Source organism: Isosphaeraceae bacterium EP7 (assembly GCA_038400315.1).
Taxonomy (GTDB): Bacteria; Planctomycetota; Planctomycetia; order Isosphaerales; family Isosphaeraceae; genus EP7.
The window spans coordinates 1852647-1875265 of sequence record CP151667.1 but is presented as its reverse complement, the minus strand read 5'-3'; the positions used below and the strand labels follow the sequence as shown (position 1 = coordinate 1875265).

The window sequence follows — 22619 nt, the reverse complement described above, 5'->3', positions numbered from 1 at the left end:
ACCATCCCGAGGTTTCGTGGACTGGTCGGGCTAAGTGGCTCGATGCGCAGTAAAATGAATCTGAGAGGGTCGCGGCCGCGCGTCGCGGGACCGGCCCAACTAACGGGGGTGCTGCGATGAGTTGGCTACGGACGAGTCGGGCATCGCGGGTCGGGCGTTGCGCCCTGGTCTTCACGCTCATGGCCGGGGCCGTCGCCATCCAGGTGGCACCGGCCAAGGCGCAAATGGGCGGTCAATTTCCTGGCATCTACAATCCGGCCTATTCTTCGGGCTTCAACTACGGTTCGTGGGGCGGCTCGGGCGTGGGCCTCGGAGGCATGGGCTTCGGCGGGATGGGATACCCCGGAATGGGCTTCGGTGGTCTGGGCTTCGGCGGGATGGGTTTCGGCGGCCTGGGCATGGGCTATTACGGCGGGCTGGGCTTCGGCGGGATGGGAATGACCGCTTATGACCAGGCGATGGTCAAGCAGCAGTTCTCGGCACTGAACGCCAGCAATCTCAACCTTCAGAACGCCCAGGCGGCGGCCGCATACCAGCAGGCGAACTTCTATCGTCAGCAGGCCGAGAATCTCGCCCTGGCCAACGCCCAGAAGGCGCGCGGACTCCAGCCGAAATATCAGACCAGGTCGGGCTCCATTTCGACCCTGGCCGCCGAGGATGCCGCGCAGGCGGCCGCCGCGCCGGCTCCGGCGTCCCCCCCAACGCCGAGGTTCCTGGCGACGGACGGATCGGTCCTCTGGCCCGATTTCGCCATCAAGAACAAGGATCGGGCCGACGTCGACAAGGCTGTCGCGAAGGTGGTCTCCGAGCAGAAGACAGGCGGTCACGCTTCGGTCGCCTCCGTGACGCTCGCCAAGCAGAAGCTCCGCGAGTATGGACACCCTGCCCTGCGGCTCGACCGCGTCCAGTCCAGGCCCAAGCTGGTCAAGGACCTGGCCAGGTTCCTCAACACCCTGAACGACTATCTTTCCGATGCCGCCGACGACGCCAAGAAGGCCGACGCTCCCGGCTGATCATCCAACGGCCTGACCACCCCCGCTCCAAGCGAGGTTTGGGGGTGGGTTGACCCGGCCCATGACGGGGGGATAATGGTCGGGACCTCGACCGACCAGGCGAGGGGAGCCTGCTCCGCCCGCCCGATTACGCCCCCGCCCGCCGAATCCCAGGGCCTTCCCGCTCCTGCCGAATCGATCCCGCCACGTGGCTCCGGTCGGCAATCGACCCGCCAGGGCCATGCCGATGGCCGGCCTTGGCCCCGAGAGTCCCCGCCCCCCTCTATGACAAACGCCGGCCCCGAAGGGTCTAGGCGACTGGGATCCAGCCCATGCAGCTCGCATTCAGCACAAACGCCTATTTGAACTTCTCCTTCGACGAGGCCGCCCACAGGATCGCCGAGCTTGGCTACGACGGCCTCGAGCTGATGGCGGACGTCCCGCATGCCTGGCCCGCCTGCCTCCTGCCCGGTACCAAGCGCGAGATCCTCGAGTCGATGGGCCGGCATAACCTGAAATTCTCCAACGTCAACGCGTTTATGATGAACGCGATTGCCGACCACCGGCAGAAGTACTGGCACCCTTCGTTCATCGAGCCCGACCCCCACTATCGCCAGGTCCGCATCGACCACACGCATCGGGCGCTCTCGCTGTGCGCCGAGCTGGGGGCGCCACACGTCACCACCGAGCCCGGTGGCCCGATCGCCGAGGGTCAGTCGCGGGCCCAGGCCATCGACCTCTTCGTCGAGGTCTTGAAGCCGCTGGCCCAGCATGCGCACGACCTCGGCGTGCTGCTCCTCATCGAGCCCGAGCCTGGCCTGTTGATCGAGACCAGCGACGAGTATCTGGAGGTCGCCGACCGGCTGAACGCCCCCTCGATCGGCCTGAACTTCGACGTCGGCCACGCCTTCTGCATGGCGGAAGACATTCCCGCGGCCATCCGCAAGCTCGCCCCTCACATTCGCCACTTCCACCTGGAAGACATCGCCGCCAGCCGGGTGCACCACCACCTGATCCCCGGCGAAGGGGCCGTCGACTTTGAGGCAACGCTGTCGGCCATCCGAGCAATCGGCTACGACGGCTGGCTGACCGTCGAGCTCTACCCCAACATTGCCGACCCCGACCAGGCCGCGCGGCGCGCCATCGAGGTTCTCCGCCCGCTCGTCTTCCCCGAGACCTCCAACGCGACGGCCTCGACACGCTGAACAACGCCCCGCCAAAGCAGGACCACCTCGGCCGATGCGTCGACTCAAGCCCTATCTGCAACTTGTCCGGCTACCGAACGTCTTCACCGCGGCCGCCGACAGCGTGGCCGGCTGGCTTCTCGCCGGCGGCTCCCCGCGCAACGTCGTCGGCTGGGCCCCACTGGCCCTGGCCTCGATGACGATCTACGCGGCGGGCATCGCCTGGAATGACTATTTCGACTATGAAATCGACCTGATCGAGAGGCCAGGCCGGCCTCTCCCCTCGGGCCGGATCTCGCGACGTTTCGCCGGACTGCTCGCCGCGGGGCTCGCCTTCGTGGGGCTCGCCTCGGCCTCGCTCGCCGGGCCTGGCCCCGCGGCCGTTGCCCTCGCCCTGGTCGGCTGCATCCTCGCCTACAACGTGGGCCTGAAGCGGACCCCGCTCGGCCCCTGGGCGATGGGTTCGTGCCGCGGTCTCGACGTGCTACTCGGCCTCGTCGGCGCGTCGGGCCTGGCCTTCGGGGGGAATGGCGGCCTGCTCGTGGTCGTCGCCCTGGTCGCCTATATCGCCGGGGTCACTTATATCAGCCGCTCCGAGGTCGTCGAAGGCCCTGCGCAGGGGACCTCTCTGGGCCTTGGATTGCAGGTCGCGGCGATCGCGGGGCTGCTCGTCGCGGCCTTCCGGCCTTCTCTTTTCTCAAATCCCTCGCTCAACCGGCCGCTCATCCCTGTCGAGGGCTTGCTGATCCTCGTGCTAGTCGCCTGGTCTATCGTCTGGGCCGGGGCCGGGGCCTTGCGCGAACAGACCGGTTTGTCGCGGCGCAAGGCTGTGAAGACGGGTGTCCTGGCGCTGGTCTGGCTGCATGTGGGGGTCGTTGCTGCCGTCCGTGGCGTCCCCGAGGCCCTGCTCGTCGCCGCCTGGTGGCCTCCCGCGTTTCTCCTGGGGCGATGGATTTATTCAACATAGAGCGCTGCCTGCTCCGTGAACATCGTTGCAATGAAGAATTGCGAATCCGCCTCGTCAGGGTCGATCGCGGTCGAAGCCTGATGTGGTCAATTCACCGGACTTTCTTGAATTTAGAAAGCGTTTTTGAATAAGACCGACAACCGGATGATTATCACTCCGGCCGGTTGGAACGAAATTTGCTTTTTAAGTCTGTTTGATCGATCTCGCATTCATTTCGAAGGCCTAGTGACTTCGGAAACCGGCCGGTCAAGAATTCTTGATCCTAGACACTGGAAATCTTCGGATCACGTTCCTACGATGGGGTGCGGCTGAAACGCAACGCTCAACTTATCCGGTCTCCGAGACCATAAGTTCGGCACTGCGTTCACATCCAGGCCACACGCTGTCGCGATCGACTAATCCATGGATCCGTGCATCATCGCATGATGTCCTGCGGTTCGTCGGCCGTGTCCTTCCTCTTAGCGTTTCGTCAGTCACCTTCGCCGCGCCAATCCGTTTCTGTTCGATTCATCCGAAAACCACCGTACTCGACCGCTTGACTCCAAGCGTCGAGTCGGAGATGTGTGGCCATACCCTCAGGAATTCGAGCATCCGTCGAGATGGATTCCTCGGGTTTCCTGCCGGGTGCCGACGTTCGAGGACTGCTCAACTCTGCTTCGACCGGATCGCCAATCCATCGGCGTATTCCTTCGCAACGCAACTTCAGGTCAACCCACAGGTTCGGTCACTCCCGGTCAATCAGGCTCCAAATCCGATTCGATCAGATAGTCCGATCCCCACGCCCTTCTTCTTCGCTTCGACCGACTCGAGATCCGCAACGTCCGACGCCCTCATCCCCGGGAGAATCCGATGACCTCGATCCCATCTCTCCGCCTCGCCCGCAAGGGATTCACCCTGATCGAGCTCTTGGTGGTGATCTCGATCATCGCCGTCTTGATCGCCCTGCTGCTCCCCGCTGTACAGTCGGCACGCGAGGCCGCCCGTCGCGCGCAGTGCGTCAATAATCTCAAGCAGTTGGGCCTGGCCTGCGCCAATTACGAGTCGGCTAACGGCACATTTCCGCTGGGCAATCGATATATGGATTCTACCACGGGTGTGAATACCTGCGATAGCTGGTCGGGTCACTCCGCGTTCAACTTGATTCTTCCGTTCGTCGAGGCGACCGCCCAGTACAACTCCGCGAACTTCAGCGGCGTGGCCAACTCCGTCCGCAATACCACGGCCTTCGGGACGCGAGTTGCCGGCTACATTTGCCCCTCCGACTTGCTCGCCCCTCCGGGGACGGAGGCCCAGTTCCCGGCCGCCCAGACGTCCTACGGGATGAGCCGCGGAACTCAGGAAAATATCTACACGAACTGGGCCAAGACGACCTTCCCGGATCCCGCCGGCGAGCAGGCCAACAAGTGCAATGCCGCGCTCGGCAACGGGATGTTCGGGGCCGAGAGTGCCGTTTCCGTCTCCGGCGTGACCGATGGGACGAGCAATACGACGCTGTTCGGCGAGATGTCGCGGTTCAAGAACGAGCAGACGACGCAGTTCAACTTCTACTACTTCACCGCCGTCTTCGGCACCACGACCCGCGGCAGCACCTGGCCCGGAGACCTGCGCCCTCAGACGGGTGCTTTCACCTTGCCCCGGCTCAACTCGCCGCCTGACACGACCGGCAATATTATCAGCTCGATCTGGGGTGTTTGCGGCAGCGGTGCGGGCATCCCTACCGACTGGCTGATCAATTGCCCCCAGGCCCTCACCCTCGGCCAGTGGGCCTTCCGCAGCAACCACCCCGGAGGCGGCAACTTCGCCTTCGCCGACGGTTCGGTGAAGTTCATCAAGAGCACGATCAACGACCTGGCTTACCAGGGGATCGGCACGCGGGCCGGGGGCGAGATCGTCAGCGCGGACGCGTTCTGATTTCCTCTCAAACTCGGCCTTCGAAACCAAAGAGTCCATTGAAGCGCCCGGCTGGGTGGCCGGGCGCTTCGTTGAGTTCAGCATTTGTCGATGGAGAATTCATGCGCCTTCGTAATGGTCTGCTCGCCCTCCCCGTCGCGCTCATTCTGACCTTCGGTTGCGCCGAGGCTCCCCCCGAGCACAAGCAAATCGAGCCGCCGACCGACGTCGTTAAGAAGAAGCTCACCAAGAAGAAGCCCCCGGCCGCGATCGGCCCGGAAGGCCTTGCGGATTGATCGAAATCAAGATGGACCGATGAGCCCGTGGTCCGATTTCCGATCCCGCAGGTCGGCCGCGGGCCAGACACCGAGTCGAGTCTCACTTCCAACCGACCGCGAACCGCGCGACCGATCGCGGTTCACCGATTCGAAGCATTCCCGCCCCTGGGCTGGAATGAGAACCGCGAGCACTGGCCGAAGAAGCTCAGCGGATTCTCGTAGACGAGCTTGCGGATGGTCGCCTCGTCGTGGCCCCGCCGGCGCATCTCGAAGATGAACTCGGGCACGGCCAGCGGGTCGCTGTGGCCCCAGTCGCCGGCCGAGTTGACCAGGATGCGGTCGGTGCCGTACATCTCGACGAGGTCGGCTGCCCGGGCAGGCGTGCATTTGGTGATCGGGTAGAGGGTCATGCCGACCCAGTGGCCGGCGTCGAGCGCCGGCCGGATGGTGTGCTCCTCGACGTGGTCGATGCAGACCCTCGACGGATTGATCCGCCGGTCGCCTTTGAGCATGTCCAGGATCATCCGCGTCCCCTGGTACTTGTCCGCCAGGTGGGGGGTGTGCACGAGGACAAGCTCGTTCAGTCGAGCGGCCAGGTCGAGGTGCTCCAGGAAGACCGTCGCCTCATTGCGGGTGTTCTTGTTGAGACCGATCTCGCCGATACCCAGCACGGTGGGCGAGTCGAGGAACTCGGGGATCATGGCGATCACCGCGCGGGAGAGCTCGACGTTCTCGGCCTCCTTGGCGTTGATGCAGAGCCAGGTCCGGTGCTCGATCCCGTAGGCCTTGGCCCGGCCCCCTTCAAACCCGGTGAGCTGCCGGAAGTAGTCCCGGAACCCCTCGGGACCTGAGCGGTCGAAGCCCGCCCAGAACGCGGGCTCGCTCACCAACTCGCAGCCGGCCAGGGCCATCCGCTTGTAGTCGTCTGTGGTCCGCGAGACCATGTGCAGATGGGGATCGATGTAGGCGGTCATCGCGGTCGCTCGCACCCGGCCCAGGAAATTCCGGCGATGGAAACCCCGGCCGGCCCGGAGATTCCGACCTACGCTTGTCTCAGGAAGACGACCCGTCTCGCACACCCAGAGTCGTCCGCCACTCGGGCGAGTACTCCAGCGAGAAGAGCATCTGGATCGTCTCGGCCCGCCCCGCGCCAGGCTCGAGCAGGGCCTCGATGCCTCGCCTTAGCTGGGCCAGCCGCCTGTCGGGGTGGCCGTGCGACGGGTCGGGCGCGCGATCGATCCGATCGAGCGCGGCGGCCACTTCGAGCAGGCGACCGCGCGTCTCGAGGAAGTCTCGATCGAGGACTTCGGACGCGTCGCGGGCGGTCATTCGGGTATTCATGATCGAAGCTCGGGGTCGATCTTCGTCCGGCCTTGCGGGAATCCGGACCCTGCGGCGGACTCTCAAGCAGGTCCAGTCGCATCATCGTCGCATAAATCGTCTCGGCACGCAAATCGCTCGACGTGAGCTGAAGTTCGATGGGTTGGCAGATTTTGAGGCCCGCAATCGTTGCAATCGGCATAATCGGCGAATTGGGAGCGAGATCTGGCCAGGTCCCATTCGACCGCAGGACCAGACTTGTCGTACAATCAGTGGTAGTGGCCGGTTGTTCTGATAAAATGGGTTGTCTGGATAGCGTGGTCGAGGCTGAATTTCGGTCGGCCCGCCGGCGATGTGTGACCGGCCGATCGGGCCTGGCTTGGAGAAGACACCGATGATGCGACGCGTTCGATCTCTCATGCTGCCTGCGCTGATGGCTACCGGCCTGGCGGGCTCGGCGGCCGAGGCGCTGGCCCAGGGTTGCTACTCGAGCTCGGTCCTCTCGACGCCGCTGGAGACGGTCTACTCCCTGCCAACCTCCTACGTCACGACGTCGTATACGACTCCCTCGATTCTCTCGACTTCGGTCTACACCCCGACCTCGTTTTTCACGCCGACGACCGCCTATCTCCCCACATCGGTCTACTATCCGACCACCTACCTCCGCCCGACCGCTTATCGTTATCGCCCTCGCGCGTCGCGGGTTTACCTGCCAACGTCCTACTGGGACGTCCCTTACGTCACGACCTCGGCCCGGATCTATGAGCCCGCCCCGCTGATCACGACCAGCCGGGTTGTCTATGACTCGCTCCTGCCGACAAGTTATGTGGTTGCTCGGCCCACGACCTTCGTCGTGCCGACGTCCACCATGCTGCTGACCTCGGCGGTTGCTCCCTGCGACTCCGTCGAGACCGTGGTGACCCAACCGGCCATCCCGGTGGGCGTCGCTCCTTCCAGGCGTCCGGCCATCGAGTCGACCCCCTCCAACGTCGTCCCGCCGCGCGACGAGCAGGCGCCTTCGGCGGCCCTGGAGAGCACGCCGACGACCGAGTCGACGTACAAGGCCCCAGCCCCGAAGACTCCGCCCCCCGTCCAGGCCGCGCCCGCCACCACGACGCCACCCGCTCAGGCGCCGGCGGCCACGCAGAAGGCCGAGGAGAAGACCCCGCCGGACTTCCCCGCCGGCGAGTTGCCGATTCCCGCTGACCCGAAGACCACCGATCCCACTCCCCCCGCCGGCGGTTTTGCCCCGCTGCCGCCGGTCTCTTCCCTCGGAGCCGGGACCACCAGGCGCGATTCGATGAGGCCGAGCTTCTCGAACAGCACCGCAACTTCGCGGGCGATCCTCAACGGCAAGGTCATCTCCCGCGGGAGCAACCGCGCCGAGGAGGGGGTCAAGATCGTTCTCCAGGACCAGATGAATCGCTTTGCGGACCGCGTCGTGACGACCAATGCTTATGGCGAATTCGCCGTCAGCCTGCCGACCGGCGATTGGGAGCTGAAGGTGACCATGCCCAGCGGCAACGTCCTCGCGGTCGACACCGGTCCCCTGACGTCCAGCGCCGGCGAGGTCATCGACGGCTCGGGTGTTCCCGTTCCCCTCGTCACGATCCGACGCTGAGGTGAGCCCGGGCCCATCTCCGCGTCCGACCAACTCACCGGTCCGCGTTTGTTATGTGCTGAGCAAATTCCACCCCCACGCCAGCGGTGCCGAGCGGCAGGCGCTGGCCCAGGGGGTGGAACTCGTTCGCAGGGGCCATCGCGTCCACGTGGTGACGCAGGCGATCGCCGGCTGCCCCTCGGACGAATCGATCGGCGGGGTCGAGGTCCATCGGTGGGTCCGCCCCGTCCGCTTCGGCCCCCTCTTCGGCGTCACATTCGTCGCCGGGGTCGCCCGCGCCTTGCGGCGGCTCAGGCCCGAGTACGACCTGATCCACACCCATCAGGGGCTCTGGGAGGCCATCTCCACCGGCTTCGGCCGAACCTGGCTGGGTGGCGCCCCGACCCTGATCCAGCCGGCCAGCTCTGGCTATTACGGCGAGGCCGAGGAATTGGCCCGCACCAAGGGGTTTGACGGACTGCGGCGGCTGATCCTCCGCAACACCGCCTTCGCCGCCATCTCGGCCGACATCGAGGATCAGTGGCGGGCCCTCGGCGTACCCGACCGCAAGATGGTCCGCACCGCCAGCGGCGTCGACGCCGAGCACTTCCGGCCCGGCCCCAGCCTCGTCGAGTCGGGGCTGCCGCCCCGCCCTCGGGTGGTCTTCACGGGTCGCCTGCACCCGCAGAAGAATCTCGATCTGCTCCTCGACGCCTGGCCCACGGTGACCGCCGCGACCGGAGCAACGCTCGTTCTGGTCGGCAACGGCCCTGAACGCTCACGCCTGGAGGCGCGGGCGGCGGAGCTTGGGGTCGCGGGGCACATCGTCTTCACAGGCGCCGTTGCCGATCCGGCCGAGCATCTGCGAGCCGCCGACGTCTTCGTCTTGCCGAGTCTGGCCGAAGGAATGAGCAATTCGCTGCTCGAAGCGATGGCGACGGGCCTCCCCTGTCTCGCCTCGGACATCGGCGGCAACACCGACTTGCTCGGAGGCGGCGTGGGAATCCTCGTGTCGCCGCCGACCGCCCCGGCCTGGGCTCAGGCGCTCATCGGATTGCTCCGGGATCGCGAAGGTTCCGTAAATATGGGCCGTGCGGCCCGCAGGCGCATCGAAGAGACGTACTCACTCCCGCGCGTCGTCGACCGCTACCTGGTCCTCTATCAGCGATTGATGGACGGCCTGCCGATCAACGACGCCTACGACTCATGACGATTCGGGCCTGAGGACGCTGCGGGCGGCGAACTTGATGGTGCGGACGACCCAGCGTTTGGGTGCGTCTTCCTCAACCTCGGCCTCGAAGGCGCGGCCGGTCACGCCTTCGGGCTCGAGCGACTCGTCTTCCAGCAGCAGGGCATAGGGGACGACCAGGCGTCGGGGGTGGGTTGGCCCGACGCCCTGGGCCCTCAGGACCAGCTCGACCTGGTCTGGGTCTGCGGGGTTCTCTTCCAGGGTCGCGGCCTGGACGATTCCTCGGACGGTCATGGCAGTGCCCCGGTTATGCCGCGATGGCCGGCTCGGTCTGGCCAGGGTCGTCGGCGGTCTGGTCGAGCAGGACGGCGACGGTCATGTCGCCCAGCACGTTGGAGCTGGTCCGGCAGCGGTCGAGGAACCAGTCGACCGTCAGGATGATCGGCAGATTCTCGGCGGGCAGGCCGACCGCGGCGAAGATCAAGGGAAGGGTGACGAACCCGCCCGAAGGGATGCAGCCCGCGCCGATCGAGGCGAGCACCGTGGTGACGACCACGATGAGCTGTTCGGACAGCGACAGCGAACGGCCCATCGACTGGGCCATGAACAGGACGACCGCCGCCTGGTAGAGCGCCGTGCCGTCATTGTTGAAGTTGGTGCCGACGCAGGCCGCGAGCTGGCTCGACCCTCGTGAAACCCCCAGGGGACCCATCAGGGCCTTCAGGGTGAACGGCATGGTGGCGCCGGTGCTTGCGGTGCTGAACGAGGTGGCCATCACGTCGCGGGCGCCTCGGAGGAACCGGGCCGGCGACATCCGGGCGAAGACGGCGAGCTGGGTCAGGTACCAGACGATCTGGCAGGCCAGGCCGATGAGCACGACCGCGATGAACCAGCCCAGCGACTTGAACACCCCCAGCCCCTCGCGGCCGATGTTCGAGGCGACCACCCCGAAGACCGCCAGCGGGACGAGCGCCACGATCCAGAGCAGAACCCGCATCAGCAACTCGAAGCCGACGGTGATCACGTCGACCAATGCGTGATAAGAGGTCTGGCCGGCCGCATTCTGCTCGTCGCGGATCTTGGCCAGCCCGATGCCCAGGGCGAGCGTGACGATGACGAGCTGGGCCAGGTTATTGCGGACGAACGAGTCGCCGATGCTGTCGGGAATCAGCTCGTCGACGATCTGGCCGATCCCCTTGCCAGCCGCCGCCTTCGACTCGCCCGCGACGACCTTCTTCAGCTCGGCCCCAACCCCCGGTTGCACCACGTTGGCCAGGACCAGGCCGATGGTGATGGCGACGATCGTGTTCATCAGGTAGTAGAGGATCATCCGCAGCCCCTGGCGGCCGCGGACTTCGTTGGTGACGATGGCGCTGAGAATGGCCAGCACGACGAGGGGGGTGGCCAGCGCCTTGAGGGCCCGGATGACGAGCGCCGGGATGATGTCGAGCGCCGAGGCTCCCGGGCCCCAGAGATGTCCCACCGGAACGGCCAGGACCGCCGCGGCGATCACCCAGACGTAGAGCGGGATGCCCCCGGGCCGGCTCTCGGGGTCGTCGGCAACGGTGGGGGTCTCGAGATCGTCGGGGGGAAAGGTCGTGGAGGCCATGGGCGGGGTTGTCCTGCCAAGGGGCATCGAGCGAGACGCCGGCGCATGCGTCGCGCCGGCGTCTCGCCACCATAGCAGACTGGCCCGGCGTTGGGGACCGTGCCGGTTCGTCGCCTCACCACCTTCAGGCCGTCGCCCCGTTGGCGGATGCAACGGCATCGAGGGCTAGGCTGACGAGCAGGATTCGGATGGTCGGTGCCATACCGTGCCGGTTACAGACAGACTCCGCGGCGAGATACTCATCGATAAGGATTGGTCGACTACCTTCGGACGATCGAATCTAAGTGTGTCGTACTGCGGGAAACTTCCGGGTCGAATCCGATGCTTCTCGGGCCCCATTGACGGGCTGCGAGGCGGCGTCGCTCCAGGCCATGCCCATGCCCCGAGATTTCATCCGGCGATTCAGGCGTCAGGCCGAGCGACAAAGTTGAGGTCTGGCACCTCACGGCTTGACCCCGCGCGAATAGGGGAATTTCGGAGCGGCTGGCGCGTCTTGCGGCGGCCAATGTCGGCGGATCGCAGCGTCACACACCGCATAACCCCAGTTGATGAGCCGTTCCTGCAACGCCTTCGGCATCTTGGCCAGCCGGGTGGGCACCTCGGCCAGTTCGAACGTGTGCTGGCGCGGGCAGTCGGCGTTTAGGGCGCTGTCGAGCCCGTAATCCGCGATGTCGGTGCGTATGCCCCAGTAGGCTCCCTTCCTCGCAGTGAGTTTGTTGCCGGACGTGTCACGGAAGGCAACGATCAGGGCGCGTTTGCGCAAGTTACGCACTTGGTTGTCGATGATATTCAACATCCGGTAGGAATGGCGGGCCCAGTCGGCGCTCGGTGCCTCTTCGGCCGCGATCTTCGCCCCCGCGTCGCTGACCAGCACGGTGTCGTAACGCTTGAACACAGACTCCAGCCCAAGGTTGTCGTAGCCTCCGCCGTCACTCAGGACTACGGTCGTCGTGAACGGTTCTCGCTGCAGATCGGCCTTACCATCGGGCTCAAAAGTCAGGCCGGAAAGGTCCAGGGTGACTGGCGACAAGAACGGCGGGAAGGCGGAGGAGGCGGTGACCGAAAGGGCCAGCGAGGTGGGCGGGTTCTTCGTGATCCCGACGTGGTAATCGCCCATATAGGGCTTGGAGAACCGCCAAAGCGCACCGGACTGAACATTGGTCGCGTTCAAGATGAAACGCGGAGCCGGCGAGTCGGGTAGATTCTGCAAGGTCGCGTCGCCGAAGAGATGCTCGCGGTAGGCCGCCTCGATGTTGTCGGCGATGCTGCTGAACGGGTTGAGCATCCCCCCGAACACAGACCCGACGTCGATCGTGCGGTTCGCCAGCCCCCGGATCGGCTTGACCACCAGCGACTCGAAGCGCCGGGCAACACCGTTGCCGTCGAATTCCAGGTCGTTCCACGCCAGTCCCATCACCGCCGCGGTGATTGACCCGCCGGAGACACTGGAGATTCGTTTCAGCACGGGGAGCAGGCCAAGTTCGTTGAGGCGTGACAATGCCCCAACGTGGAACAGCATGGCTCGGTAACCTCCCCCGGACAGGCAAAGTCCGACTCCCGCCTCCGGCCCGTGATCGACTTCCCCGTTGTCGTCTGATTCTCGCAAGTCCGGTACAGGTTCGGTCACAGGGCTTAAGTCGTCAGGCATCGAAGTACCTCGCGCGTGCTAAGTTGGTTCAATAAATGGAATGGTCAAACGCCGGATGCGTTCGGAGCTAGAAGGTCCTCGCTCTCGCTCGCAAGGCCCACTACGACGTCCTCGATCGATTCTTCACCAGGCCTGGGCCTGAGGGCTTCATCCGGGTTCCAACGAGAGTGGCGTGGGGACCTGGCACGGTGGTCGGCAGCCGTCAGGGCTCGATCTCCAAATTGTTGAAGTCGAATTGGCTTACTTGGATCCAGGTCCGTGCGATTGAGTTCCGGTTCGTCGAGTTGCTCCATCTCATACGGCAAGCGGTAGTCCTGACCCGAACGCGGTGAGATGGGGCAACCCAACGACTTCCGTCATATTTTTACCTGAGGAAATAATCCACATAGGTGTCGGTGGAGATGATGCTCGCCTCCATGGCTTCCGGCGTAAGCGGTTCGCTCGGATCGGAGATCACCACTCGATTCTTCGCCTTTTCCCGTAGCGCCTTGAACAGGGGAGCGGCGGGCATGTCCCACCCCTTGGGCTTTAGGGTGACCGGATCCTTCTTCCCCATCTGGGCGGCCGTTTCCCTGTCCAGCGGGATGAACGCCACCAATTCGTCGTCGCGGGTCATGAGTTCGAGACCGCCGGCCTTGATGGTGGCGTTGTGGCTGCAGTGGTGGCCGACCTTGTAGAAGACCGTGCGACGGATCAGGTCGTGCGCGGGCAGCGGTTTGGGGATGCCCGGGACGGCGAATTCCACGTTGGCCCACGACCTCCAGTTGCCCACCTGGGCGTCGCCCACGAACAGCAATACCTCGCGGGTCTTCACGAATTCGAAGGCGAGGACCAGGCTAGTGTTGTTCGTGTCGCTGTCGAGGTCCAGCGCAAGCTGTCCGAAGGCGCCGAGCCAGTCGTGGTCGATGCGGCGCCACTCCTCGCCCTTGCGCTCGTAGGTCTTTTTCACGAACGGCCGGAGTGCGGCGAAATACGGGTTCGGCTTCTGCTTCCCATCGTTCGCAGGTTCGGGGACGGTCCGCGCGATCCGGTGTTCCGCCGAGAACGGGTGGTACCGATCCCCGACCGGATCGGCCGCCGTGAGTGCCGCCCCCAGCGCGTCGAGGCCAGCCTTGCCGGTGGCCGCGAGGTGGTAGATGACTCCGTCCCGCTTCAACTGCTCGGTGACCTCGCTCCCCTTGAGCAGAATGGGGTCTCGCGGCGGCCCGAGGACGTAAGCGCGAACGTCTGTCACGCCGTCCATCTCGATCGGGCCAGTACCGGGCTCGAGGTACCGTAGGTCGCCCGCGTCCTCGCCGCGATGCTTCAGGTATTCAATCGCTTCGGCCACGCTCCTGGCACCCGTTGCCTGGTCGTCCTCGACGAAACCGAGGAGGGCCTCTAGCCCGTTGAAGGCGTCCCCGGCGGCCGCGGCCAGAGGGCTGCCGAGTGCGGCCCGCAGCTTGGTCGCAGCTTGCTTCCTCGCCTCCTTGAGCTCCTTGATCTGCGGTTGCGTGAGGTTCTCAGTCCAGCCGAGCCAGACCGCCCCAAACTTGAACTCATTGTCGAAGAGCTCCCGCGCCTGGTTGAACCCGGACACGTGGTCCTTGTGCTCGTGCGTGGCGACGACGACGTCCAGGCGTGCCTTGACACCGGGGGCGTCCCGAGCGTCGGCCCGGACGGTGTCGCAGACGTGCTGAACGAGCCGCTGCATGTGTTCCGCGTCGCGGGCAAGCGCGCCGCAGTCGATGAGCATCTGGAACGGCACGTGCCCCGTTCGCGGAAAGGTGACGAGGAAGCAGTCGCCTAGGCCGTGGCGGTACATGCGGACGCGAGCTCGGTACTCCTCCGGGCTCCCGGGTGCCACGACGGCCGCCGATCCGAACACCGTGCCGTTGGGCTGAGCAGCGAGATTCCTGGAGGCCGCCGGTACCGGCCTGGTCGGTGCCGTCTTGGCGGGTTTTTTCGCGGCGGCTTTCTTGACAGTGGCTTTCTTGCCGGCCGCCGTCGTTGCAGCCGTAGGTTTTTTGGCCATGCGTTTCGAACCTCGGTCGGCGGGAGGGGTCAGGCGCCTGAGTTGTGGAGGGCCGCGAAGGGCTCATGGCTCTTGCCAAAGTAGGTCGCGGCCAACGAGGCGGTTTCGGCCAGGGTCTCGCTGAACGCGACGATCCGACGTAACCGCTTCTCCTCGTGGGGTCCTTTGCGAATGACATACGTGACTCGTGCTTCGTCCAGGTCGATGACCAGTGTGCTCCCACAGCGGATGGTGTGCTTCCGGTCGCCGACCGGCACGGTCACGTTCTGTCGGATCGTGATAAAGACCTGGTTCAGCGCCCGTCCATCCTCCTTCTGCCGGCGCGCCTCGCGGAGGGCACTCACGTAGAACCGAGGAATCCCGTCTAGCGTCCGGATTCGGAACCAGGAGGGTACCTGGGACTGGGTCAGGACAAGACCGGTCAGGCGCTGGAGTAGCTCCGCCTTGGTCAGGTGCTGGTGGATGGCCTCGAACATCCCAATTCGAATCGCGCGAGTGGTGGACCAGATGTCCCAGCGGTCGCGCAGGTAGCGGAGTTCGTCCACGCACGTCCGCAACTTGATGCCCTCGATGAAGGCCTTGAACAGCTCGTCCATCATGCCCGGCTCCATCGACAGATCCTCGCCCGGCCGAGCCCACCTGAGGCTGTCCTCCGACAGGATGCGCAGGCCTTCCGGGTAGATGCCGCGGCGGCGGAATGCCTCGATGAACGCCACCCGATATGCGTGCTGGTCCTCGGGCATTAGGTCGATGTCCGCAGTGATCAGAGCCCGCAGGTACTCCCCGAACGTTAGATCCACCGGCGGGCAGTAGTCCAGGGCGCGGATGCACATGTTGAGCACATGCCCGGCGGACTTGGCCGCTTCACCGGCCAGCCGGTTGACTAGGTCCGGATGTAACTCCCCTCGCGGCAGGACCCCAGTACCGCCGCTGGCGAGCCGTAACAGGTCGGCAGTGCGCGAGCGGTAGATCGACAGGAATGCGTCGAACACGGCGGCCACGAGAATGGCGCCGCGTGCGTGCACCTGCAACGTCCGTTCCAACTCGCCCGGGTCGGGCACGTGCCGCACCCACTCCTTGCGAACCGGGTCGTACTTGCCGATTGCGTCGCGGAGCGCGCCGTGCGTGCCGCGGGCGTGCCCGAACTGGCCGGCCAACTGCGCCAGCAGGTTCTCGCTACTCAGGTCGCCGCGGGTCTTCGCGATTTGGTGCGCCAGCACCTCCGGAAACGTGAAGTGCTGGAACAGGGCGACGATGTCGGCGAACGCCTCGTGGAAGGCGAGCACGTCCGGGTTGGTGGGCTCCATGAAGTGCTCATGGAACCCGTCCAGCAGCGCGTGGGTGGTCTCGTGCGCCACAACGTCGTGGGATAGGCATGTAAACACCATGCCGCCGGGAAACTGGCCCGAGGTCAGGTCATCCGTCGCGGGGAAGTAGCCGAAGAGTAGAGAAGCCTTGTTCCGGCTGTAGTATGCATTGGACATGCGCAGAGCGTGCGGGTAGATGCGCAGGCGCGGCACGTACTGGTCCTCGGGCTCGACGCCTGCGCCCCGCACGTACCGGTCCGCCCAGAACGCCTTCCGCCCGAGAGCTAGCTCGAAACGGTTGATGGTGGTCATGGCCACCGCGTACACCATCTGCTGGTGGAATTGCGGGTTGCCCTCGGACGGGGCCAGGCCGTTAAGGGCGAGGACGCTTGGGTGGTCCAGGGCGACCGGGGCGTACCAGCACGCGCTGGGTGGGTCGTAGTCCACCACCTCGACGTACTCGCCGATCGGACCGGGTGCCAGCTGCTCCCACGGCACCCGATAAGTGATCTCGCTGACGAGCGCGGTCTCCAGCTGGGTGGCCAGGCTGGGGTCGAACGCGTACCCGCGCAACTGGCGGTAGATCGGCTTGGCCGGTTCGGACGGCAGGTGTCGGAGCACGCCCCTACCGTGCGGCGCAATCGGCACCTGGGGAACCGCTGCGTGACCGTTCTCGCCCGACGGTCCCAACTCCGGCAACTTCTTAGTGCGGGGCATGTTTTGAGGGTCCGAGTCAGGCCGCCGATCACGATGGCGATAGTGAGTGTCACCACCAACGGATGCTAGGTTTGAAAATTGTCCAACGCTGCGCCGTCGGCCGCAAGTCTTTGGATCGTTTTTCTCAACTTGTGCGAATGGCATCAGCCAGATGCTCGCGTCCAAGTTGAGATTCCTCCTGGGCTCGTTGCGGACCGGTACGACCGCCGACGATAATCGAACGCTTGGCCGACTCCCTGGGGCGTGGGCCGTCGAACCGTGCCGGGTAGGTGACCGCATGAGCCGCGAAATTCCCGACGACGAAGAGATTCCGCTGCCCCCGCGCCACGGACCCGCCCGGCCGCGGAAGGCCTCCGACGACGACGCCGAGCTTCTCGATGAGGCTTCGACCTTCCGGCCGAACGCCCCCAAGAAGAAGGCCTCGCGTTCGACGGGGGCGGGTCCGACGGCCAACCCCAGGCGGGCAACCCAGGCGGACGACGAGCGGGCCGACCGCAGTGGTCCGTCGATGTTCGAGCGGCTTCTCTTCGGCTCGATCGGTTCGGGGCAGCTCGCCCTCTTCTCGAGGCAGTTCGGCACCTACATGGAGGCCGGCGTCGACCTGATGAAGTCGCTGGCCAACCTGCGCAAGCAGTTCGCCCGCACGGCGCTCGGCCCGGTGCTGGACCGCATGGAGGCGGGCGTCCGCCGGGGAGACTCGCTCGGCGACACGATGGCCCGCGAGCCACAGGCGTTCGACCCGATGTACCTGGGCCTGATGCGCGTGGCCGAGGCCCGAGGCGGGATCCCCGAGACCCTGCGGCTGCTGGCCGACCATTACGAAGCCCGCAAGCGGATGATCCGCCAGGCCAGGTCCGCGCTCATCTATCCGGCCGCCGTGCTGATGGTTGCGTCGATCGTCGTCATGCTGATGACCTATTACATCCTGCCGATGTTCGCCGAGTTGCTGGCCGACCTCGCCCGCGGCAAGGGTGCCAGCTCGCTGCCGCTGCCCAGCCGGGTGCTGATGGCCTTCTCCGCCTTCGTCAGGTCGTACGGCTGGTGGCTGGTCCCCCTGCTTTTCTTCGGCGGCATCTTCGGCTCGTACAGGTTCTACAAGACCAGTGCCGGCAAGGCCATGTTCGACGAGCTGGCCATGTACGTCCCGGTGCTGGGTGCCCTGCTCCGAAAGATCGACACCGCGCGGTTCGCCCGGACGATGTCGGCCCTTCAAGAGGGTGGCCTCGACATCGGCGCATCGATCGATCTGTCGGCCGATGTCCTGACGACGGCGCCCTATCGCAAGGCGATCCGCGGGACCAAGGCGATCGTCATGCAAGGGGGCCTGCTCAGCGAGGCGCTCGAGGCCTCGCGCAGGTTCCCGCCCGACGTGATCTCGATCGTCGAGTCGGGCGAGGAGACGGGCAAGCTCCCCGAGACGCTCGGCAAACTCGCCGATGAGTACGAGGAGCAGGTCGAGTACACGGTGAAGAACCTGGGCCAGCTGATGCAACCCATCATCGTGGTGTTGATGGGCGCGATGGTCCTGTTCATCATCCTCGCGGTCTTCCTCCCCTACATCTCGTTGCTGACGAGCCTTGGCGGGGGCTGAGCCTTCGCCGGTCGGTTGAGCCGGGTGCCCGGAGGCCGTATGCTCGTCGCCGCGTCTGTGCCGGATCGGGGCGTGGGGAATGCCCCGGCCGGCGGCGCGGAGGCTCGTTGATGCGCCGGATGAAACTGGGCTTGATGGTGTTCGCGGTCGCGTTGGCCGGGGTCGATGGTTCCGCGAGCGGAGAGGCGTGGAAGGCCGGCGTGGCCCGCGCCTCGATCACGCCGACGAAGTCGACCTGGATGGCTGGTTACGGGTCGCGGACCAAGCCGTCGGAAGGGGCGATCCACGATCTCTGGGCCAAGGCCCTGGCGATGCAGGCGCCCGACGGGTCGAAGGCGTTGCTCATCAGCCTGGACCTTTGCGGGATTGGCCGCGATCTCTCCGTGCCGATCGCCGAGGCTATCGGCTCGAAGCATGGGATGGCACGCGACCGGATCGTCCTGGCCTGCTCGCACACTCACAGCGGGCCCGTGGTCGGCACCAACCTGATCTCGATGTACAAGCTCGACGCCGACCAGGCCGCCCGAGTGGCGGAGTACGCCGTCGAGCTGGCCGCAACGATTCGACGCATCGCCGACGAGGCCTTCGAGCATCTGGCGCCGGCCGACCTGGGATGGCAGACGGGCACGGCCGACTTCGGCGTCAACCGCCGCGAGAACACCGAAGCCAACGTCCCCGCGTTGCGGCAGGCCCTGGCCTTGAAGGGGCCGGTCGACCACGACGTGCCCGTGCTTCGCGTGAAGGCCGGAGGCAAGGTCCTGGCGGTCGTCTGCGGCTATGCCTGCCACTGCACGGTCCTCTCCGGGCAGCAGTTTTGCGGCGATTACGCGGGCTTCGCCCAGGTTGCCATCGAGCGGGCTAACCCGGGCATCACGGCCCTGTTCGTCGCCGGCTGCGGCGCCGACCAGAACCCCCTGCCCCGCCGAACCGTCGAGCTCGCCGAGTCCTACGGCGCCCAGCTCGCCGCCGCAGTGGCCGACGTCATGGTCGGCCCGATGCATCCGGTGGAAGGGAGCCCCACCACGGCCTATCGCGAAGTTCCGATCGCGTTCGCCAAACTGCCGACCCGGGAGGAGCTGGACCGGGACGCGAAGGCCGCCGACTTCTACACCGCCAGCCGGGCCAGGTTGTTGATCGGTCAACTGGTGAAGGATGGTAAGCTCGCGCCGACTTATCCTTATCCCATTCAGAGCTGGAAGCTCGGAGGCTTGACCTGGATCTTCCTCGGCGGCGAGGTGGTGGTCGACTACTCGAACCGCTTGAAGCGCAACCTGGGTTCGTCAAGCACCTGGGTCTCGGCCTACTGCAACGACGTGATGGCCTATATCCCATCGGCGAGGGTCTTGAAGGAAGGTGGGTATGAAGGGGCGACCTCGATGATCTACTACGGCCTTCCCTCGCCCTGGGCCGAGCCCGTTGAGGACTCGATCATCGACGGCATCAAGTCGATCCTGGCGGAAGGGTCGGCCTCGAAGCCCTGACGGGCGGCGATCAAGCGGGTCTTCCAGGCGACGGCGGCGACGAGCAGGCAAAGGACCGACGAGACGAGGATGATCCGGCCCACGCCCCAGGCCTGCGCCGCCGAGCCGGTCAGGAGTGCCCCGAGCGGCACCGAGCCCGAGTAGACGACCATCCAAATGCCCATCATCCGGCCGCGCAAGGCGTCGGGCACGGTCGACTGGATGAGCGACTGGGCCGACGCATAGAAGATCACCGCCCCGAGGCCGACCACCAGCAAGCAGGCCGACGCGACGGGCATCGCCAGCCGGACCTCGGGCCATCTCGCCTCGATCCAGGGGGGGAAGATGGCCAGGCCGGCGAGCCCGACCGCGAACAGGGCCAATCCGCCCAGGATCAGGCGCTCCTTGCGTCGGACTCCGCCCATCGAGGCGACCCAGAACGCCCCGAGCGTCGCCCCCGCCCCGCTGCTCGCCATCAGCAGGCTGTAGCCGACCACGTCGGTCTGCACCACCTTGCGGGCATAAGCGGGGACCATCGCGTCGTACCCCATGCCGAAGACGCCGAAGAAGCCGACCATCAGGAACAAGGCCGCGACCCGGTGATCGCTGCGGAGGTAGGAGAGGCCTCCCAGGATCCCGGAATGGTGTCCTCCGGCCGGTCGCTCAGCCGCGACTGGGCGAATCGTCAGCAAGGCGACGATCGCGGCGAGGTAGCTCAGTCCATTCAGGCCGAAGCAGGCGGCACCGCCCAGCCAGATCAGGCAAGGGCCGGCCAGCGCCGGGCCTAGGATCCGCGAGGCGTTGAACAGGCCCGAGTGCAACGCGATGGCGTTGGGCATCAGGTCGCGGCCGACCAGGCCGTGCAGCAGGACGAGCCGGCCGGGCATCTCGAAGGCGACGAAGACGCGGTTGCAGGCTACCAGCAGAGCCAGCTTCCAGGGCTGGGCGTCGTCGAAGGCCACCGCCGCGGCAAGCCCGAAGGCGAAGAGCATCTGGCCCGTCTGGGCGAACAGGATCAAGGGCTTGGGGGCCACCCGGTCGGCCAGCGACCCGGCGAAGAGGCCCACGACCAGGCCGGGCAGGATGCTGGCGGCCTCGACCAGGCCGAGCGCCTCTTCCGACCCGGTCCGCTCGAAGACGATCCAGCGGACGGCCGCGGCCTGGAGCCAGCTGCCGATCAGGCTGATGCCCAGGCCGAGATAGAACCGGCGGAACTCGGGGATTTCCAGGGCCTGCAAGGTCCGCGAGCCCCGCGATCGGGCGGCCTGGTTGTCGGCCTGACTCATGACCCGGCTTGCGCGGCTGGCTGAGGATCGATCGCAGGCGACAGCCCGCCGGCGAGCCCGACGGCGAGATAGACGACGAAGCCCACCGCGTAAGCGGCCATCGGCGGGGGGATCAGCGAGATCGGCCCATTGAGCGACGCGAGCGCCAGGGCTAGCCCGGCTCCCAGCCCGGCGAACCAGGCGGCCCATCCGGCCGGGTTCAGCCCCCGGCGGGGGCCGGGCCACTGGCCTCGGGTCAGCAAGAAGTCGGCCGTGATCGCGGCGGCGACCGGGGCGAGCAGCGAGCCGAGGATGTTAAATAACGACCCCAGATGCGAGGCCAGGCCCGTTGCCACCAGGGGCCAGGCCGCCAGGACGCCCAGGATCGTCCAGTGCATCCGGCTCGGGCCGAGGTCCAGGGCGGCCATCCGCTTGCTGAACAGGAACGCGGCGAAGGCGGCCATGCCCGACGAGCCCACGCCCAGCAGCAGCAGGATCAGGCCTCCGGTCCGCCCGCCGATCCGGTTGTGGACCACCTCGGTCAGGGTCAGGTCGTCGACCGTCGGGCCCACCGGATCGGCCGCCTTGGTCGTTCTCAGACCATAGGGATCCGGGCCCGTCTCTGAGACGACGGGGGCCGGTCTCAGGCCGATGGAGCCGGCGATGATGAGCATGGCCAGGGTCGCGGTGATGGCCGGGGCAAGGACCAGGCCGACCCATCCGCCAAGCTTCACATCGGTCTCGCCCAGGCTGCCCGCGCCCCAGTCGGCGCCGATCAGGCCGGGGAGGGTGGCGAAGGCGAAGACCAGGCCGGCGGCGTGCAGCAGGGTCGACAGCTCGGGCAGCCGGACCGCGACGTGCGAGACGGGGTCGATGCCGGTCGGCGCGAAGGAGGCGAGGCCTCGGACCGTCAGCAGCAGGCCGGCCGCCAGCGCGGCGGCGGGGAACATGGGGTAGATGTTGGCGATGGCCGAGACCAGGCGGGTCACAAACGCGCCGATCAGGCCGATCATCAGGCACCAGAGCAGCGAGATCAGCAGGAAGGCCCCGCCGTGCAGCGGCAAGGGGCCCGACGCGCCCAGGGCCGTCGAGCCCGGGGCCACCATGCCCAGCAGTTCCAGGCCATTGAGGATAGTCGAAGTGGTGGACCAGATCGCCGCGGCGAACCAGCCCATGGCGGCCAGGGCAACGACAAGGCCCGGCAGCCAGGCCGAGCCGGCCACGCCGAAGGTGGCCTTCGACAGCTCGGCGAGCGGCCGGCCGGAGCGGACGCCCCAGAGCGCGGGGGCCAGATAGAGCAGCCAGCGGGCGAGCGCTGCGCCCGCCGCCACGCCGGCGACCGTCCAGGCCAGGCCGCCTACCATCAGCGTGTGCACGGCCATCTGCTCGTAGAAGACGACCCAGAAGAAGGTGCCGATATAAGAGGGCGCCAGCCCATATCGCCAGTCGCGCCTGGGCGGCGGTGCGTTCTTGTCGAACGGGTCGAGGGCCGGGGCGGCGGGGGCGTCGGCGGTCGGGGCCTGAGTGGGGGGCGTCTTCGGGTGCACGGTTGGGTGTCTCGGCGCCCGGCCGGTTCTCATCCGGTCCG

The 22619-nt window shown here is 66.3% G+C and carries 18 protein-coding genes; 9 read left to right on the top strand and 9 right to left on the bottom strand.

Annotated elements, in window-relative coordinates:
- Positions 1 to 116: 116 nt before the first annotated feature.
- The 5 genes from EP7_RS07260 to EP7_RS07240 all read left to right on the top strand — a co-directional run bounded on the left by EP7_RS07260 (position 117) and on the right by EP7_RS07240 (position 5329).
- Complete coding sequence (locus EP7_RS07260; RefSeq protein ID WP_463527161.1) at positions 117 to 1013, top strand: hypothetical protein; 897 nt, start codon at positions 117 to 119, stop codon at positions 1011 to 1013.
- Between the two features lie 311 nt (positions 1014 to 1324).
- The gene (locus EP7_RS07255) at positions 1325 to 2197 is read left to right on the top strand and encodes a sugar phosphate isomerase/epimerase family protein (protein ID WP_463527160.1); all 873 of its coding nucleotides are present in this window, start codon (positions 1325 to 1327) and stop codon (positions 2195 to 2197) included.
- Positions 2198 to 2231: 34 nt separating this feature from the next.
- A complete protein-coding gene (locus tag EP7_RS07250; RefSeq protein WP_463527159.1) occupies positions 2232 to 3143 on the top strand; it encodes a UbiA family prenyltransferase in 912 nt (303 codons plus the stop codon).
- A gap of 849 nt (positions 3144 to 3992) precedes the next feature.
- Positions 3993 to 5054 carry a DUF1559 family PulG-like putative transporter gene (locus EP7_RS07245; protein WP_463527158.1) on the top strand — a complete coding sequence of 354 codons (1062 nt, stop codon included), beginning with the start codon at positions 3993 to 3995 and terminating at the stop codon, positions 5052 to 5054.
- A 101-nt stretch (positions 5055 to 5155) separates the two neighbouring features.
- Positions 5156 to 5329 (top strand): hypothetical protein, encoded by a 174-nt coding sequence (locus EP7_RS07240; protein ID WP_463527157.1) that lies wholly within the window; start codon positions 5156 to 5158, stop codon positions 5327 to 5329.
- A gap of 122 nt (positions 5330 to 5451) precedes the next feature.
- On the opposite strand, the gene EP7_RS07235 is transcribed toward EP7_RS07240, so the two are convergent.
- Both EP7_RS07235 and EP7_RS07230 read right to left on the bottom strand, forming a co-directional pair.
- A complete protein-coding gene (locus EP7_RS07235) occupies positions 5452 to 6285 on the bottom strand; it encodes a TatD family hydrolase (protein ID WP_463527156.1) in 834 nt (277 codons plus the stop codon).
- Between the two features lie 79 nt (positions 6286 to 6364).
- Positions 6365 to 6652: a hypothetical protein gene (locus EP7_RS07230; RefSeq protein ID WP_463527155.1), complete on the bottom strand. Its 288-nt coding sequence runs from the start codon at positions 6650 to 6652 to the stop codon at positions 6365 to 6367.
- Between the two features lie 373 nt (positions 6653 to 7025).
- On the opposite strand from EP7_RS07230, the gene EP7_RS07225 reads away from it, so the two are divergent.
- Together EP7_RS07225 and EP7_RS07220 are read left to right on the top strand one after the other, a co-directional pair.
- The gene (locus EP7_RS07225) at positions 7026 to 8252 is read left to right on the top strand and encodes a hypothetical protein (RefSeq protein WP_463527154.1); all 1227 of its coding nucleotides are present in this window, start codon (positions 7026 to 7028) and stop codon (positions 8250 to 8252) included.
- Between the two features lie 55 nt (positions 8253 to 8307).
- Positions 8308 to 9441, top strand: coding sequence for a glycosyltransferase family 4 protein (locus EP7_RS07220; RefSeq protein WP_463527153.1), 1134 nt, complete (start codon positions 8308 to 8310; stop codon positions 9439 to 9441).
- On the opposite strand, the gene EP7_RS07215 is transcribed toward EP7_RS07220, so the two are convergent.
- From EP7_RS07215 to EP7_RS07195, 5 genes are all read right to left on the bottom strand, one after another.
- Complete coding sequence (locus EP7_RS07215) at positions 9436 to 9714, bottom strand: hypothetical protein (protein ID WP_463527152.1); 279 nt, start codon at positions 9712 to 9714, stop codon at positions 9436 to 9438. The two genes, EP7_RS07220 and EP7_RS07215, sit on opposite strands and share 6 nt — an antisense overlap.
- Before the next feature lie 13 nt (positions 9715 to 9727).
- A complete protein-coding gene (locus EP7_RS07210; RefSeq protein WP_463527151.1) occupies positions 9728 to 11029 on the bottom strand; it encodes a dicarboxylate/amino acid:cation symporter in 1302 nt (433 codons plus the stop codon).
- Between the two features lie 442 nt (positions 11030 to 11471).
- The gene (locus EP7_RS07205; RefSeq protein ID WP_463527150.1) at positions 11472 to 12677 is read right to left on the bottom strand and encodes a patatin-like phospholipase family protein; all 1206 of its coding nucleotides are present in this window, start codon (positions 12675 to 12677) and stop codon (positions 11472 to 11474) included.
- Between the two features lie 364 nt (positions 12678 to 13041).
- Entirely contained in the window at positions 13042 to 14691 is a 1650-nt protein-coding gene (locus EP7_RS07200) for a ComEC/Rec2 family competence protein (RefSeq protein WP_463527149.1), read from the bottom strand.
- A 29-nt stretch (positions 14692 to 14720) separates the two neighbouring features.
- Complete coding sequence (locus tag EP7_RS07195; RefSeq protein ID WP_463527148.1) at positions 14721 to 16715, bottom strand: hypothetical protein; 1995 nt, start codon at positions 16713 to 16715, stop codon at positions 14721 to 14723.
- 277 nt (positions 16716 to 16992) lie between these two features.
- Between EP7_RS07195 and EP7_RS07190 the strand changes: the two genes are divergently transcribed.
- Both EP7_RS07190 and EP7_RS07185 read left to right on the top strand, forming a co-directional pair.
- The gene (locus EP7_RS07190; protein WP_463527147.1) at positions 16993 to 18306 is read left to right on the top strand and encodes a type II secretion system F family protein; all 1314 of its coding nucleotides are present in this window, start codon (positions 16993 to 16995) and stop codon (positions 18304 to 18306) included.
- 110 nt (positions 18307 to 18416) lie between these two features.
- On the top strand, positions 18417 to 19787 hold the full coding sequence (locus tag EP7_RS07185; protein ID WP_463527146.1) for a neutral/alkaline non-lysosomal ceramidase N-terminal domain-containing protein: 1371 nt from the start codon (positions 18417 to 18419) through the stop codon (positions 19785 to 19787).
- Here the strand turns inward: EP7_RS07185 and EP7_RS07180 are convergent.
- Positions 19691 to 21052, bottom strand: coding sequence for an MFS transporter (locus EP7_RS07180; RefSeq protein ID WP_463527145.1), 1362 nt, complete (start codon positions 21050 to 21052; stop codon positions 19691 to 19693). The genes EP7_RS07185 and EP7_RS07180 overlap by 97 nt on opposite strands.
- Positions 21049 to 22578: a purine-cytosine permease family protein gene (locus tag EP7_RS07175; RefSeq protein WP_463527144.1), complete on the bottom strand. Its 1530-nt coding sequence runs from the start codon at positions 22576 to 22578 to the stop codon at positions 21049 to 21051. The genes EP7_RS07180 and EP7_RS07175 overlap by 4 nt, the downstream gene beginning before the upstream one ends.
- Between the last annotated feature and the right edge of the window lie 41 nt (positions 22579 to 22619).

Excerpts from the sequence above, each read along its gene's own strand:
- EP7_RS07260 (WP_463527161.1), top strand. The coding sequence starts at position 117 with ATGAGTTGGCTACGGACGAGTCGGGCATCGCGGGTCGGGCGTTGCGCC.
- EP7_RS07255 (WP_463527160.1), top strand. The coding sequence starts at position 1,325 with ATGCAGCTCGCATTCAGCACAAACGCCTATTTGAACTTCTCCTTCGAC.
- EP7_RS07250 (WP_463527159.1), top strand. The coding sequence starts at position 2,232 with ATGCGTCGACTCAAGCCCTATCTGCAACTTGTCCGGCTACCGAACGTC.
- EP7_RS07245 (WP_463527158.1), top strand. The coding sequence starts at position 3,993 with ATGACCTCGATCCCATCTCTCCGCCTCGCCCGCAAGGGATTCACCCTG.
- EP7_RS07240 (WP_463527157.1), top strand. The coding sequence starts at position 5,156 with ATGCGCCTTCGTAATGGTCTGCTCGCCCTCCCCGTCGCGCTCATTCTG.
- EP7_RS07235 (WP_463527156.1), bottom strand. The coding sequence starts at position 6,285 with ATGACCGCCTACATCGATCCCCATCTGCACATGGTCTCGCGGACCACA.
- EP7_RS07230 (WP_463527155.1), bottom strand. The coding sequence starts at position 6,652 with ATGAATACCCGAATGACCGCCCGCGACGCGTCCGAAGTCCTCGATCGA.
- EP7_RS07225 (WP_463527154.1), top strand. The coding sequence starts at position 7,026 with ATGATGCGACGCGTTCGATCTCTCATGCTGCCTGCGCTGATGGCTACC.
- EP7_RS07215 (WP_463527152.1), bottom strand. The coding sequence starts at position 9,714 with ATGACCGTCCGAGGAATCGTCCAGGCCGCGACCCTGGAAGAGAACCCC.
- EP7_RS07210 (WP_463527151.1), bottom strand. The coding sequence starts at position 11,029 with ATGGCCTCCACGACCTTTCCCCCCGACGATCTCGAGACCCCCACCGTT.
- EP7_RS07205 (WP_463527150.1), bottom strand. The coding sequence starts at position 12,677 with ATGCCTGACGACTTAAGCCCTGTGACCGAACCTGTACCGGACTTGCGA.
- EP7_RS07200 (WP_463527149.1), bottom strand. The coding sequence starts at position 14,691 with ATGGCCAAAAAACCTACGGCTGCAACGACGGCGGCCGGCAAGAAAGCC.
- EP7_RS07195 (WP_463527148.1), bottom strand. The coding sequence starts at position 16,715 with ATGCCCCGCACTAAGAAGTTGCCGGAGTTGGGACCGTCGGGCGAGAAC.
- EP7_RS07190 (WP_463527147.1), top strand. The coding sequence starts at position 16,993 with ATGAGCCGCGAAATTCCCGACGACGAAGAGATTCCGCTGCCCCCGCGC.
- EP7_RS07185 (WP_463527146.1), top strand. The coding sequence starts at position 18,417 with ATGCGCCGGATGAAACTGGGCTTGATGGTGTTCGCGGTCGCGTTGGCC.
- EP7_RS07180 (WP_463527145.1), bottom strand. The coding sequence starts at position 21,052 with ATGAGTCAGGCCGACAACCAGGCCGCCCGATCGCGGGGCTCGCGGACC.